Source organism: Floridaenema fluviatile BLCC-F154 (genome assembly GCF_041929135.1).
Lineage (GTDB): Bacteria > Cyanobacteriota > Cyanobacteriia > Cyanobacteriales > Aerosakkonemataceae > Floridanema > Floridanema fluviatile.
This window is the reverse complement of the sequence record NZ_JBHFNS010000018.1, coordinates 229,846-245,096: the sequence shown is the minus strand read 5'-3', so window position 1 is coordinate 245,096 and position 15,251 is coordinate 229,846. Positions and strand designations below refer to the sequence as shown.

General features: G+C 39.6%; 12 protein-coding genes and 1 other RNA gene. 7 read left to right on the top strand and 6 right to left on the bottom strand.

The window, feature by feature from the left end; translation table 11 throughout:
• Positions 1-75 precede the first annotated feature (75 nt).
• The 4 genes from ACE1B6_RS03905 (at position 76) to ACE1B6_RS03890 (ending at position 5,414) form a co-directional block, all read left to right on the top strand.
• Entirely contained in the window at positions 76-690 is a 615-nt protein-coding gene (locus tag ACE1B6_RS03905; protein ID WP_413255925.1) for a WG repeat-containing protein, read from the top strand.
• 154 nt (positions 691-844) lie between these two features.
• Positions 845-1,792, top strand: a complete 948-nt coding sequence (locus ACE1B6_RS03900; protein WP_413255924.1) for a WG repeat-containing protein — start codon at positions 845-847, stop codon at positions 1,790-1,792.
• A 148-nt stretch (positions 1,793-1,940) separates the two neighbouring features.
• A complete protein-coding gene (locus ACE1B6_RS03895; protein ID WP_413255923.1) occupies positions 1,941-3,203 on the top strand; it encodes a cation:proton antiporter in 1,263 nt (420 codons plus the stop codon).
• 6 nt (positions 3,204-3,209) lie between these two features.
• The gene (locus ACE1B6_RS03890; RefSeq protein ID WP_413255922.1) at positions 3,210-5,414 is read left to right on the top strand and encodes an O-linked N-acetylglucosamine transferase, SPINDLY family protein; all 2,205 of its coding nucleotides are present in this window, start codon (positions 3,210-3,212) and stop codon (positions 5,412-5,414) included.
• Positions 5,415-5,453: 39 nt separating this feature from the next.
• On the opposite strand, the gene ACE1B6_RS03885 is transcribed toward ACE1B6_RS03890, so the two are convergent.
• From ACE1B6_RS03885 to ACE1B6_RS03875, 3 genes are read right to left on the bottom strand one after another with little or no spacing between them, the layout of a single operon-like run.
• Positions 5,454-6,164: a metallophosphoesterase family protein gene (locus tag ACE1B6_RS03885; RefSeq protein ID WP_413255921.1), complete on the bottom strand. Its 711-nt coding sequence runs from the start codon at positions 6,162-6,164 to the stop codon at positions 5,454-5,456.
• Between the two features lie 54 nt (positions 6,165-6,218).
• Complete coding sequence (locus ACE1B6_RS03880; protein ID WP_413255920.1) at positions 6,219-7,385, bottom strand: GNAT family N-acetyltransferase; 1,167 nt, start codon at positions 7,383-7,385, stop codon at positions 6,219-6,221.
• Positions 7,382-7,525 carry a hypothetical protein gene (locus ACE1B6_RS03875; protein ID WP_413255919.1) on the bottom strand — a complete coding sequence of 48 codons (144 nt, stop codon included), beginning with the start codon at positions 7,523-7,525 and terminating at the stop codon, positions 7,382-7,384. Before ACE1B6_RS03875 ends, ACE1B6_RS03880 begins: the two co-directional genes overlap by 4 nt.
• Before the next feature lie 36 nt (positions 7,526-7,561).
• Between ACE1B6_RS03875 and ACE1B6_RS03870 the strand changes: the two genes are divergently transcribed.
• Both ACE1B6_RS03870 and ssrA read left to right on the top strand, forming a co-directional pair.
• Entirely contained in the window at positions 7,562-7,774 is a 213-nt protein-coding gene (locus ACE1B6_RS03870; protein WP_413255918.1) for a hypothetical protein, read from the top strand.
• A gap of 174 nt (positions 7,775-7,948) precedes the next feature.
• Positions 7,949-8,341, top strand: a transfer-messenger RNA (tmRNA) gene (gene ssrA, locus ACE1B6_RS03865).
• A gap of 247 nt (positions 8,342-8,588) precedes the next feature.
• On the opposite strand, the gene ACE1B6_RS03860 is transcribed toward ssrA, so the two are convergent.
• From ACE1B6_RS03860 to ACE1B6_RS03850, 3 genes are all read right to left on the bottom strand, one after another.
• On the bottom strand, positions 8,589-10,280 hold the full coding sequence (locus tag ACE1B6_RS03860) for a tetratricopeptide repeat-containing S1 family peptidase (RefSeq protein WP_413255917.1): 1,692 nt from the start codon (positions 10,278-10,280) through the stop codon (positions 8,589-8,591).
• 54 nt (positions 10,281-10,334) lie between these two features.
• Positions 10,335-11,114, bottom strand: coding sequence for a S1 family peptidase (locus ACE1B6_RS03855; protein WP_413255916.1), 780 nt, complete (start codon positions 11,112-11,114; stop codon positions 10,335-10,337).
• 251 nt (positions 11,115-11,365) lie between these two features.
• On the bottom strand, positions 11,366-12,022 hold the full coding sequence (locus ACE1B6_RS03850; protein ID WP_413255915.1) for a COP23 domain-containing protein: 657 nt from the start codon (positions 12,020-12,022) through the stop codon (positions 11,366-11,368).
• A gap of 530 nt (positions 12,023-12,552) precedes the next feature.
• Here ACE1B6_RS03850 and glgP point away from each other — a divergent pair.
• The gene (glgP, locus tag ACE1B6_RS03845) at positions 12,553-15,192 is read left to right on the top strand and encodes an alpha-glucan family phosphorylase (RefSeq protein WP_413255914.1); all 2,640 of its coding nucleotides are present in this window, start codon (positions 12,553-12,555) and stop codon (positions 15,190-15,192) included.
• Positions 15,193-15,251: the final 59 nt, after the last annotated feature.

The window sequence follows — 15,251 nt, the reverse complement described above, 5'->3', positions numbered from 1 at the left end:
GGTATAAACATAAAGAACAAAATGGCAACAAAAACTTAAGTGAAGAGAATTGTTGCCAAAAAACTCAGTACATCTATGAGAAAAATTCACCAAGCTATTCCCGTTTTTGTTTGCTTAACTATTTTGGGTTTAGTATCCTGCCGCCCTGTCGAACAAACCCAAGCATCAACAGCTGTAACTCAGCAAAATCAAATAACTAATAAACTATTTCCTGTTAAAAGTAATGGCAAATATGGCTATATTGACCAAACAGGTAAAGTAGTAATTACTGCTCAATTTGATGAAGCTTTTGACTTTTCAGAAGGCATGGCAAAAGTAAAAATTGGCGGCAAGTTTGGTTATATTGATAATACAGGAAAAACAGTTGTTTCCCCACAATTTGAGGACGCTGATGATTTTTCTGAAGGACTAGCAGGAATAATGACTGACGGGAAAATGGGCTTTATTGATAATACCGGACAAATGATTATTTCACCCCAGTTTGATGATGCGGAAAACTTCTCCGAAGGCATGGCAGAAGTAAAAGTTGGTGATAAGTGGGGTTATGTCAATAAAGTAGGAGAAATAGTTGTTTCGCCACAGTTTGAAGACTCGCACAATTTTTTACAAGGATTAGCAGCCGTCCAAATTGGCTCAAAGTGGGGTTATATCGATAAAACCGGAAACTTTGTTTGGAATCCTACCGAATAAGCTGTTACTTTTATTACTGAAAATACACTAAAAAAGCGGCTATTCGTACCGCTTTTTTTAGTGTAGTTAAGTACCTGAATATTAATATTAATTTATTGACAAACATTTGCGATCGGCTAAACTATAATCAGAAAAATAATTAGGTGTATGAGAAATGAAGTCAAATTTAAATAAAATCTTTCTATTAACTCTTTTAGCGGCTTGCTTCAGCATCATTAGCTATAAATTACCAGTAGCAAAAGCTTCGGATACTCATAATACAACCCACGAATCTAAACCAAACCCCTCAGTAGTTCCCACCGATCGAAACAGCAATAATCAAAATAATAGTGCTTTAGTTCCTATCCAAGAAAATGAAAAATATGGTTATGCCGATCGCACTGGCAAAATAGTTATTCCTCCTCAATTTGATGAAGCCAGAAAGTTTTCTGATGGCTTAGGCATGGTAAGAATTAACAACAAATACGGCTATGTAGCCGAAACAGGTAAATTAGTTATTCCCGTAAAATTTGATGATGCCTTAGAATTTTCTGAAGGATTAGCAGCAGTAAAAGTTAATGATAAATGGGGTTATATCGATCGAACTGGAAATGTAGTAGTCCCCCCGCAATTTGATGAAGCAAAACACTTTTCTGAAGGATTAGGATTAGTAGGATTAGACGGAAAAACTGCTTCACATAGTCACTCAGCTAATAGCAAAGAACCTACTAGAAAATATGGGTATGTCGATCGCACTGGGAAAGTAGTAATCCCCATCAATTTAGCTCATGCTTTTACTTTTTCTGAGGGATTAGTGCAAGTAATAATTGATGAAAATCCCAATATTCCAAATAGTGGCAAATATGGTTATATGGATAGAAAAGGCAAAATTGTAATTGCGCCACAGTTTGGCTGTGCCGATCCATTTTCGGAAGGGTTAGCTAGAGTATCTATTAATAATAAAAATGGTTATATAGATCGAACTGGAAAATTTGTCATCCCTCCACAGTTTGACGTTGCTGCGAGTTTTTCTGGAGGGTTAGCAGAAGTCAGACTCGGTGATAAATCAGGATATATTGATAAGACTGGTAAGTTTGTGGAAAATCCCAATCAACCAAAATAATTGCAGAAAAAGCGATCGCACTTCCCCAATTTCACCCATTAGATAGAGATAGCGAAGTATCACTAAAAAATCTTCCCAAAGGTGATTTAGAGAGCCAAGCATAGCCTTGTAAAGTCAAGAAGCTGCTCTAATTATATTTGCGATCGCTATGGTAGATATCTACATTCTTGACCTATTAGTTATTGGTTTACTATTACTAATTGTCACTTTATGCTCAGGCTGGATTACCAGATTACCCCTTTCTTTCGCCCTAATATACTTAATTTTTGGTGTATTTCTTGGACCTTACGGCGTAAATTTAGTTCAATTACGTCCTAACGCCGAATTTTTGGAAAGATTGACAGAATTTGTCGTCATTGTTTCCCTATTCAGTTGTGGATTAAAAATGAATCGTCCCTTAAATCCTGTGGCATGGAGTTCTACAATTCGGCTGATTGGGTTTTTAATGCCGATTTGTATTTTTGCGATCGCATTTGTCGCCCATTTTATCCTAGAAATAGACTGGGGTCCAGCCATTTTATTAGGCGCAATTTTAGCACCAACTGACCCAGTTTTAGCCTCAGAAGTCCAGATTTCCGACCTAGAAGATAGAGAAGAATTACGTTTTGGTTTAACCTCAGAAGGCGGCTTAAATGATGCTTTAGCCTTTCCCTTCGTCTATTTTGGCATTCACGCTTTAAAAGATACTAATTGGAACAACTGGTTTAAACAGTGGGTAGTAGTTGATTTAATATGGGCAATTGCTGCGGGTATTATTATGGGTGTTTTAGTCGCCAAAGCAATAGTTTGGATTGATAAAAGGCTACAAAACCGCCGTCGAGTTGATGAATTAATGGAAGATTTTGTCGCACTTAGCATCATTTTAATCACCTATTCATTAACAGAAATTGTCAACGGATATGGATTTTTAGCCGTGTTTGTTGCCGGAATTATTGCCCAACGTAGCTATCATGATAACGAAAAACATCTGTCTCAACTAGAATTTACAGAACGCATAGAAAAACTCATGGAAGTTGGCACTATTTTATTACTTGGTTCCCTCTTAAGATTTCCTCAAATGCTCCAATTCCTTAGACAAGGATTATTAGTAGCAACACTGTTAATTTTTTTAATTAGACCTATAGGAGCTTGGATTAGTACAATAAAAAGTGGTTATCCACAAATTACCCGTTACTTATTTGGTTGGTTTGGTATTCGTGGCGTTGGTTCATTGTATTATTTATGCTATGCTTTAGGTGAAGGTTTAAAGAATGATTTAGGCGAACAAATTGCCTGGATTACTTATATAACTGTCGTAGTTTCTGTAATTTTGCATGGCGTTACTGCTACACCATTAATGAAGTTATATCAGCGAAATTTAGCAACTCGACGTGAAAAAATAGCTAGTACTATTGGTGTTGATGAAAGTTGATTTTTTATGAACCGCAGAGGCGCAGAGGACACAGAGGGAAGAGAAGGAGAAGTTGACAGTATTATAGATGTCTTATGGAGTGAAGCTTTAGAATTTCACACTGCTGGTTATTGGTTGGAAGCAGCAAAAAAATATCAGGAGATTTTACAAATAAATAACGATTGTTCGGAAGCTTTACATGGTTTGGGAATGGTGTATTTTTACCAAGAAAAATATCAAGATGCACTCGAAATTATCTCTCAGGCTTTAAGTATCGATTCTGTTAATTCTAACTTACATTACAGTTTAGGTTTAGTCTTAGAAAAAATTGGTTATCTTGCGGAAGCAATTACAGCTTTTCAAAAGGTTTTAGAACTTTCTCCTCAGTGGATTGAAGTTTATCATGTTTTAGGTAGACTGCTGGCGGAAATACGTGATTTTGTGCAAGCTGAGACTATTTATCTGCAAGCAATAGAGCTAAACAGGAATGATTACCTGACTTATTTATATTTAGGTGATTTGTTGATGATGCAGCAGCAGATTGAAAGAGCAATTAACGCTTATCAAACATCTTTACAAATCAAACCTTATGACTCTGTAATTCTCAATAATTTAGGCATCGCTTTTACTACTAAGAATGAATCAGCAATAGCATCTTTCTACTTTGGTTATGCAGCTTACTATCAGGGAGAATATCCCCAAGCAATTACCCATTTTCAGAATTTCCTCAACGCTGAAACAGGAGAAACCGATCTTTATTTACACTTATCCCTTGCTTTACAAGAATGTGGGCAAACTCAGAAAGCCATTCAAGTAATCAATGATGCTTTAAAGTTGTTTCCTGATGATTTAAGATTAAAGTTAGAAAATGCACGAATCTTACCTATTCTCTATAAAGATCGGCCAGAAGTCGAGCTTTACAGACAAAGATTTAGCGAAACTTTATCAGAGCTAATTCAATCAACAAATTTAGTAACTAATGAAGCTAAAGAAAACGCTTTAAAAGCTATTAGCTGGCGAACTAACTTTTATTTACAATATCAAGGTTATAACGATTTAGAGTTGCAAAAACTCTATGGTAGTTTTGTCCATCAAGTAATGTCAGCAAACTATCCCCAATGGGTACAAATTAACCCAATAGAAAAAGCTAGCAAAATTCGCGTTGGATATATTTCTGATAGCTTTCATTGGCATACCGTTGGTATGGTCTTTCTTGGTTGGATAAAACATTGGCAAAACCCGGATTTTGAAATTTATTGTTACTACATAAATAATCAAATAGATCGAATTACCGAAGAGTTTCAAAAATATAGTAATTACTTTTATCATATTCCCTATAACTTAGAAGCTACTTGTCAACAAATAGTTGCAAATAAATTAGATATTCTCGTATTTTTAGATATTGGGATGACACCGAAAATGACGCAGCTTGCAGCGTTGCGACTAGCGCCTATTCAATGTGCAGCATGGGGACATCCAGTAACTACAGGATTGCCCACAGTTGATTATTATTTATCAGGAGATTTGCTAGAACCAGAAAATGCTCAAGAGCATTATTCCGAGCAATTAATTCGCTTACCTAATATTGGCATTTCCTACAGTAAACCACTAATTTATCCACTAACAAAGACTCGCGCTGATTTTCAATTGCGGGAAAATTCAGTTGTTTATTTATCTTGTCAATCTCTTTTTAAATACTTACCGCAATATGATTATATTTTTCCGACTATCGCCCAAAATGTCCCCAAATCTCAATTTGTTTTTATTGCTCACCCAATAGATGAAATTACCGAGCAATTTCGCCAACGCATTCAACAAGCATTTACTAAGTTTGGGTTAAATATTGAAGATTATTGTGTGATTTTACCCAGACAAAATCAACAAGATTACCGCCAACTTAACTTATTAGCTGATATTGCCTTAGATACTATAGGATTTACTGGGTTTCTCACTACATTAGAGAGTATTTCTGCCAACTTACCCATAGTTACTTGTTTAGGTGAATTAATGCGATCGCGCCAAACTTCCGGTATCTTAAAAATATTGGGGATTACCGAAACAATTGCCAAAACACCTGCCGAATATATCCAAATAGCTGTAAAATTAGGCTGTCAACCCGAATGGAGAAAAAACATTGTAGAGCAAATTAAACATTACCAAATATCTCTTTACAACGACCAAACACCTATAACAGCACTCGCAGAATTTTATCGCCAAGTAACATTTAAATAAAATTTGCTGGAAAAGTCATGTAAATCAATAAATCCCGATTTAAGTGGCTGATGATTTTAGACGAGGCTGGTAATGTTCTTTTCCTAGAATTAATACCTGACCATTTTCATCAGAAATGCCACATTTACCGACTCCATGCACTGCTATTTTACCTCGGCAAATTGTTCTACTATAATGTTCGTGGTGATGACCATGAAACATTATATTTGCGCCAAGTGCTAAAGCTAATTCGTCTAATTCTTTAAATCCGAAACGATGGGAAGATGGCGCTTCGTGGGTAACTAAAATGTCTGCTTTTTGTTTCCAAAGTGCAGCATAATCTTGCCAGAAAATTGTGACGTGATGTTTGCGAGGAATGCTATCACGCCAGCGTTGTCCTTTACCACAAGTACGAAGTAAGTCTTGGCGAGTGGGAAATCTAGGTTTTGTAGGCGGTCGCCAAATTTTTTCGCGGAAAACTCCGCCTAGTCCTGCTATTCTTCTACCATCAATTTCTACTACTCTGCCATGTAAGTTGCGATCGCTCAATTTCGACCCAAACAAGTTATCATACCAATTGTCTTGATCGCCATCATGATTACCTGGAATAAACCAAACTTCGGTTCGATCGAGAATTTCCCCAAGTTCTTCATCAAGCGATCGTTCTAAATCACAATCACCTAATAACACAACAGCTTGGGGAGAGTAAGTTTTTACACCCCGAATAATTGGTTCAAAATCACCGTGAGGATCTCCAGCAAATAAAATCATTTCCCAAGACTGGCGACAGCAAACTATTAAATAAAATACATAAAAACTAAATCATTAAAAGAAATCTGCCATCCAAGGTACAGAACCAGCAAAAATTTCTGTGGCAGTAGCAATAACTCGATCGGTAGCTTCTAAAAAACCACTAAATTGTAATTGGTGGGGTGTATAAAGTCCCGTGTAAAGCGGTGAAAGTCCACGGATATTTAACCGTAACTCACCTTTCCCTCCTCTCGTTACTTCGCCACTTCCACCAGACACCCTGAGAATAAAATTCCCGTTATTATCGGTCAACAAATCATCTTGAACTGCTAAGTGTAACTCAGCTTCTACCCCTTTTGGATAACCACGTTCTGAAAGTGCTTTCGCTACGTTAACTATTCGCAACATCCAGATCGTTGAATTTTTTACCTTCGCTGTTTGTTCGGGTAAAAATAATAGTAGTGGGTGAACAGTTGAACCACGCCAAGTAGCTGTTTCAATTTGCGAACGATGATCGGCGATAAATGTCCACAAACGTTTCGCCGCTGCGGTGGTCAAAGCTACCCAATCTAAAATGAGTAATTGGGATTCTTTGCCGTTCTGATGGAAAATAATATAGCCTTCTGGTTGGCTTAGAGCACCAACTAAGTAAGCATAAGTTACTTCCTGTTCTCGCGGCTGGATAATTGTCTCCCAAATTGCTTGGTTCCGATCGAGATTGCCATTTATTTTAATAGCTGATTGACAATAAATGTCAGAAAAAATGGCGGAATTAATCGAAGTTACTGGTTGAATGGGGAGAGTGCGATCGCTCAATCCTATACTATGAGTGGGAATCTCCAGCCGAGCAAAATTTCCCCCCTGTTCATAACCCACTTTGCGATACAATCTTTGGGTCGCTGGATAAAGCCCGGAAATCGGTACTTCCCGTTCCTGGAGTTCCCGCAGCGTTTGGGATAGCAACTCAAAAGCTACCCCCGTTCCCCGCTGTTCTGGTGGTACTCCCACCGCTGCTAGTCCCGCCATTGGTACGCTTTTCCCCCCAAACCATTGTCCCATTTGGTAGATAGCCAAACCACCAACTATTCTTCCCCCTTCCCTGACTACCCGGAAGTTCTCTAAACCTAAGCGACGAAAGTATCTTTCCGTATCTGCAAAAGCAAAGCATTGACCAAGAATAGCTGCTAGTTGTTTAGCGTCCTCTTCTTGGGAAAGTAAACCAAATTCCCAGTCAAGTTTCATAGAATCTCATCCTTAGAAGTGCAAAGAAGTTTAAACAACCACCCGGCAAATTTGATGTTTCTCAACAATTGAGCCAGAGAAACGTTAAAGTTCATTACAGAAGTTACCGATCGCAAAACCGTCGTGATACCTTCATTCATGTTGACAACCAACACCGAGAAAGCTGAGATTAAAGTATGGAGAACACTTTGAACTTGCAATCCCTTGAATCCCACCACAATACAGTTCGTGAAGATTTTAGCGAGTATGTAGCCCATCTTCAGCTTCACATGGCTTTACAAGCACGCAACTTAGTTCCAACTCTAACTCAAGCCGCAGACAGCCGAGAACAACTGTTACATCAGACTCAGGCGGAGTTGGAAAAAATGATTTCCCGACAAATGCGCTAAAGGTATGTTTTTCTAGGTAGTAATACGGAGAAGGTGCGATCGCCCTAAAAGAACTTTCGGTTAATACCCAGATGACAACAGCCGCTACCTAACTTTACTAGATAATTGAAAAATCTTTATAGATTTTTTACACACAGCACTGAGAAAAACACTATAATAAAAAGTGTGAGACATGGGGCTGTAATGGTTTCGACAGGTCGGCGAACATTGTCTCGTGATACAGGTCGAGAGTGAGTCTTCTCTCGCTAATACCGGGCTCAAAAAAAAGTAAAGGCGAAAAATAACATCGTTCCTTTTGCTCGCGCAACAGTTGCTGTTGCTTAATAATCTCTAAAACAGGTTACGAGCATCTGTAAACCGACTCCGTTAAGGAATACAGAAACAACCCCAACGGATGCGTTAGTAAGTTGTCTCTGGTAGGCTTACTAGCAAAGAACTCACCAGAGAATCCTATCGTCCGGGATAATGGACGATTCCCGCCTTGAGGATGAGATAGGCTAAACCTGTGAAGGAGCGGGAGGTAAATACCCGGTTTGGACAGCCGTTCGATTCGGCTCAGCTCCATTTTATACCGAAAGCCCTATACGGAAGCTCTATGACCACCCCTTACCGGGTGGTCTAAAATTTTTTAGGGAGATGGGGAGATGGGGAGACAAGGGGACAAGGAGGAGTTTTGAGTTGTAGGGGCGGGTTTAGCAGAAAATTCCCTGGTGACAGCAGAAAAGTTGACAACAAAACCCGCCCTTACAGAGTTTTGAGTTTTTTTGCCCCTCTACCCCCTGTACCCTCTGCCCTTAGAGTATTCTACCTTCTGTTAATAGCCGTCAGAGTCTTCAGTTTCTTGAGTTGCGGGCGGGTTTTGGTTAAACTGATTGGAGTCAGCACTAGGCTGAGAAGGTACAGATTGGGGATAATTGGGAGTTATGGGCATTGCTTGAATGCTTTGGATTTTTTGCTGTACCCGTTGATAATTGTTCTGGTCGCCTTGTTGTTGGAAGAGACTAGCGGCTGTTTGTAAATCTTGCAGAGCACCGGATCGATCGTCCACTTCATTTTTAATCACACCCCGGTTATAGTAAGCAGAAGCTTCGCGGGAATTGATGCGGATAACTTCGTTTAAGTCTTGAATCGCTCCTTGACGATCGCCCTCGCGACGACGCAGACTAGCACGGTTAGTGTAAACTGTAATTAAATTCGGCCCCAAGCGGAGAGCAGCGGTTAAATCTGCGATCGCACCTGGTCGATCGCCCAAAGCCGACTTAGCAACTGCTCGATTATTAAAAGCAGCGGGATCTGTATTATCTAAACTCAACACTTTCTCGTAATCTGCCAACATTCCCTGATAATCTTTCAAAAGTTGGCGAGCTAAACCTCGGTTAAAATAAGCGGAAGCATAATTAGGAGATTGAGCGATCGCTTGGGTAAAATCTTGATTAGCTCCTTGATAATCTCCTTGGTTGTAACGAACCACACCGCGATTAAAATAAGTTATAGCATCATTAGAACCTAAGCTAACGGCGCGATCGTAATCAGCCATTGCACCTTGTCGATCGCCACGTTCTTGACGAATCGAACCTCTAGCAACATAATCATTAGCAGACTGGGGATTACTTAATCTTTGTTGGGGATTATCTGTGCTGCGAGAATTATCCAAAACTACATTATTAGTTTGATTGATTTGCGATCGCATTGCTAAAAAAGAATCGATCGGAATCGCCCCATTAAAACCCGTTTTTGCATCAAGTCCTAAAGAAGTTCCTGTATACTTTATCTCACCACTTTCACTAGTTTGGGCTTCATTTACCCCGACTCGATCTCTGTCCGATCGCCCATGAATCGCCACAACTCGACCATCCACATCAAACACCGGACCCCCACTCATACCCGGGAGAGTAACAGCAGTGTAGCGTAAATTATAACCATTAGCACGATTATTAGTTCGGCTCGAAACAAAACCAGCCGAAAACTCAAAATTTCGCTCTTCTCCTGCTACCATATCCCGATTTCCCATTCCCGTAACCATTGTCACCGGAAAACCAGAAACAAAAATTTGTGCCCCTTCCGTCACATCATCAGCTTTTGCCAAAGTAGCAATTTCATAATTACTTTGACCATCAGTAGTAAAAGTCAACAAAGCCAAATCTACCTCAGTAGGACGATTTTTCCAATCATTACTTCCTAAAGATTTCTCCTCAGTTACCCGATAACTTTTACCATCGGAAGTGCGAATAGTCGCCCCATTCTTACCCCCCGTAGCACTTCTGACATGATCGCAAGTTAACACTGTATAAGTATTACCTTGCTTAGCAACAATTACACCAGAACCGCTGCCATTTTGGGGAGTAGCTGGATTAACTTGTACTGTAACTGACTTAGCAAAGCGACCAATTTCTTGAGTCGTTTTCGCAGCCAAAGCTGTAGTTTGAATTGTCAAAACTACGGCGGCGCTGGCTGTAGTTGCTAACAAGCCAGGAAGCAAATCAAAGCGAGAAAATCCCAGACTCATAACTTAACCTTTAAGTAAAAATATCATTAGTTTGATGGGTGATAAATTGCACCTTCAAAGTGCTTTGTGAAACTTGGTAATTGGAACTGCCCAACTCAAGCTTTGCATTTGGTTAAAAAGTTCATCTGATGGAGTAGTACCATCAGCAAAGATAAAAGCATTAATGCCTTGAGGGGGATATTTTAACCGTCCATTAATGCCAATCAATCGACCGAAACGATCTAAGACTGGCCCACCACTCATTCCCTGCTCAATCTCGTTGGTATAACCGATTTGATAGCCATCTTGTAAAGATTTTTCTGGTAACATTGCTACCTCACCGCTAGTTAATTGAAAAGCTTTTCCTCCCCAATCACGAGTGGAATCAATTGTCTGAGAATTAGACCAATGCCAATTAGGAAATCCCGCAGCATACACAGGATCGCCAATAGTAAGAGTTTGCGGATCTGCGATCGCTGCCACCTGATAATTACTCACACTATTGAATTGCACCAAAGCTAAATCAGTATTTCCGAATTGCTGAGAATTTAACAGCCGACCTTCATAAATTTTGCCATCAGGAGTCAAAATAGAATAGCGATTATTGGGACTTTCTGCCACTACATGAGCACAAGTTAAAACAGTGTAAATTTTTCCCCGTCGCTCTACAATTACTCCCGATCCCACTATGCGATCGTTAAAAATTCTCACCGTTACTTGCTTAGCAATTACTGACACCGATACATCTTCAGAGATCGGTGTCAAAGCTTGAGATTTTGGCTGAGAAAAAACATTCTCCCGTAAACCAAAAACCAAAATTACTAAACAACAAAGAAGAACTACTCGTAATACCACAATTAGATTCCACCAGCATTAGGAAAAATCATCTGGAGTGCGAACTTAGAAATTTTTGAATATTTCTAAGTTCGCGTTATCAATTAACTATTAACTCAAGTTGCTAGTTATTAATTTTGAGGCTGTAGGGTGCGTCAGATAGCAGAATTTTGGTTAAAATAGCTAAATTTATCGGTCTGACGCACCCTACGGGATATAACTAGCAACTTGCGATATTAGTTAAACCTCGATCGGAACTAATATTTCTGAAATTACAATCCCCCGTCATCTGTTGTATTAGAGTTAGAATCAGGTTGATTGCTGGGGTTTTGCATTGGCGTATTTTGCTGAGCACCTCCAGACTCATCAGTAGTACCAGCAGCAAAAGCATTATCTACCGCTTCTTCTAAACTGACAACAGCACCTTCGCCACTATCAGTAGCCCCTCCAGCTTCATCAATAGAAGCCCCAGAACCATATTTACCAAAACGCAGTAATCTGGCGAGAACATCACCAGAATTTCTGGCATTTCTGGGGTTAACTAAAGTAAACAGAATGTTATCATTCCGGCAACGTTCTTGATTATTGACGAAACAAATTACAGTCTGACCATTTACACGCCCACTAGTCAGTAATAAGCCAGACAAACGCCCACCATTTTGAGCCACAGCATTAGTTAATCTAGCCGAAACTGCCTCACAGCGATCTTGTTGTGAATATTCTGCTACAGCTGTTTTCCAAGTAATGATTGGCGCTGATGGTGGTCTGTTTCCTCTTTGAGCAACTGTTACCCATCGGCCACCCGATCTTAGGCAAAGAAAGACAGTAGTTTGGTTATTTGGCTGCGCTTGCACTTGAGTAGGAAACATAGCAGCACTAGATAAAGCAAGGCTACTAACCAAAACTGGAATAGAGAACTTAAATTTCATCTTCAATCCTTTATATTTTGAACATTAAAAATGACAATCACTGCGCTGTACTCGGACAGCGCAAATACTTTAACTCTTGCCAAAGTCAATAGTAGATGTTGAGAAAATGTAAAACTTTGCAACTTTTTCAAGCTCAGCAAAGTTTGCGATCGACCCATCACCCTTTACTGTTATTTTTGCCAGCCGTCCAGGGAAAAGTTTAAAAATTGTAACCACACCAGGGAAAATCTATCTTTTCAGAGATGCGATCGTTTAACTAGTTCCATTATGTAAGATTCTAGACTGAATGAATAGAGTAATCTTTTCCGCTAAACCAAATCTTCATAAAAGTTTTATTCTCTGAAGTAAATTCGTTTTGCTGCTATAGTGGCAGGTCTTTTTTCAGTACTTACACTGAAGAATTTCTCAGGAAATTGCTCAGTCTGTTCCTCAAACAAATGCTATCTCCCAAGAAACTGTTAAGATATCGTGACTTTACGCAGAACTGAGGTAAAAATAACCTTAATGAGACTATAGAGGTTCTGCTCAAAATGCAGCCAATACGGACATTTAATGTTACACCTTCCTTACCGCCGCGCTTAGAACCCTTGCGGCAGTTAGCTTATAACCTGCACTGGGATTGGAACGTCGATGCTAAAGATTTATTTCGTCGTTTAGACCGAGACTTGTGGGAATCTAGCCGCCACAACCCAGTTTTAATGCTGGGGACAATCTCCCAAAGCAGATTGCAAGAAGTCGCAGAAGACGAAGGCTTTATTGCCCAAATGGAAAGGGCGGCTCAACAATTAGAAGATTACCATCATCGATTAACTTGGTATCACAAAAACCGCAAATTAAGCACTGATTCAAAAGTAACAAGTAGTGGGGAAGATTCAGAAGGTTTACCTCATGGCTACCACTCATTACCTACTAACCAAACCGAATGCTACGCTTACTTTTCTATGGAATTTGGGTTAACAGATTGCTTACCCATTTATTCCGGTGGTTTAGGGGTTTTAGCAGGAGATCATTTAAAATCTGCCAGTGATTTAGGATTACCTTTAGTTGGGGTAGGTTTACTTTATCAAGAAGGTTATTTTAGCCAATTTCTTAATGCTGATGGTTGGCAAACCGAACATTATCCAATCAATGATTTTTACAATATGCCTTTACATCTGGAACGCCATCCAGATGGATCAGAAATCCAAATTGAAGTAGATTATCCGGGGCGAAAAGTTTATGCGCGAATTTGGCGAGTACAAATAGGAACTGTGCCTTTGTATTTGCTGGATACTAATATTGATGCTAATCCTAGTAAATACGATCACGATATCACTGACAGATTATATGGTGGTGATATGGATATGCGGATTCACCAAGAAATAATGTTAGGAATTGGTGGAGTTCGTGCTTTAACGGCTTTGGGATTAAAACCAACTGCTTTCCATAAGAATGAGGGTCACTCTGCCTTTTTATCTTTGGAACGTATCCGGGTTTTAATTCAAGAACAAGGTTTAAGTTTTGTCCAGGCAAAACAGGTGGTTACTGCGAGTAGTATTTTTACGACTCATACTCCTGTACCAGCAGGAATTGATTTATTTCCTCCTGATAAAATCCTTTATTACCTGGGTTACTATGCAGATATATTCGGTTTACAAAAAGAAGAATTTTTGGCTTTAGGAAGGGAAAATACTGGTGATTTAAGTGCGCCATTTAGTATGGCAATTTTGGCAATTAAAATGGCATCTTTTGTGAATGGTGTTGCTAAATTGCATGGTGCTGTTTCACGGGAAATGTTTCATGGGCTTTGGCCTAGTTTACCTGTGGATGAGGTACCAATTACGTCAATTACTAATGGTGTTCATGCGCGGAGTTGTGTTTCTCCGGTAATGCAGGGTTTGTACGATCGCTATTTAGGCCCACGCTGGGAAAGGGCATCCAGCAGCGATCCTTTGTGGGAGAAAGTAGCAGCAATACCGGATGAAGAATTATGGCGATATCATGAACGTTGTCGCGCCGAATTAATCGTATTTGTTCGGGAAAGATTGGTCAAGAAATTGCGGGAAAGAGGTGCTTCAGTAGACCAAGTTTCCCAAGCAGCAGAAGTTCTCGATCCAAGTGTTTTAACTATTGGATTTGCCCGTCGATTTGCTACTTATAAACGGGCGACTTTGTGGATGCGAGATCTGGAACGGATCAAGCGAATTATGTTAGCAAATAAGTCGCAACGATTGCAATTTGTGATTGCGGGAAAAGCACACCCTCAAGATATTCCGGGTAAAGAGTTAATTAAAGCAATTAATCATGTAATTGGGGAAGAAAATTTGAGTCGTAATGTGGTTTTTATTCCTGATTACGATTTGAATGTTGCCCGACACATGATAGCAGGTTGCGATGTGTGGTTAAATACTCCGAGAAGACCGAGAGAAGCCTCTGGTACTAGTGGCATGAAAGGTTCGATGAATGGTCTTTTAAACCTCAGTGTTTTGGACGGTTGGTGGGATGAAGCTGATTATGTCCGCACTGGTTGGCCTATTGGTCACGGGGAAGATTATGATGACCCAAATTATCAAGATGAAGTGGAAGCAAATGCACTTTATGATTGCATTGAAAAAGAGGTAGTACCGCTATTTTATAGTCGGGATGCTGAAGGTACTCCTCGCGGTTGGGTAAGCAAAATGAAAAATGCAATTCGCATCAATTGCCCTTATTTTAATACGGCAAGAATGGTGCGGGAGTATGCTTCTAGGGCTTATTTCTTGGCTAGCGATCGCTACTCTACCATGACTTCGGAAAACTACGAACCTGCCAAAGAATTAGCTGACTGGAAAAACAAAATGTTTGACCAGTGGTACAACATGAAAATCGAAAGTGTAGATGTATCAGAAGGAGAACAAATACAAATTAATCAAACAGTTCATGTGAAAGCCAGAATTAATTTAGCCGGAATTAGTTCTAATCATGTGCGTGTAGAACTTTACACTGGTTTGTTAAATGCTAATGGAGATATTGTCAACGGAATGCCAACAGAAATGGATTACCAAGGTGCCGATTCTCACGGAATTAGCATTTATACTGGCAAGATTACCTACACTTCTAGCGGTTTGCAAGGAATGTCTTTAAGGGTTTTACCTAAGCATGAATATCTTAGCAATCCTTATGATTTGGGATTGATTCTTTGGGCACAATAAACCCAACCCCCAACCCCCTCTCCCTGTACGGGGAGGGGGCTAAATTTTATCTGTGTTCA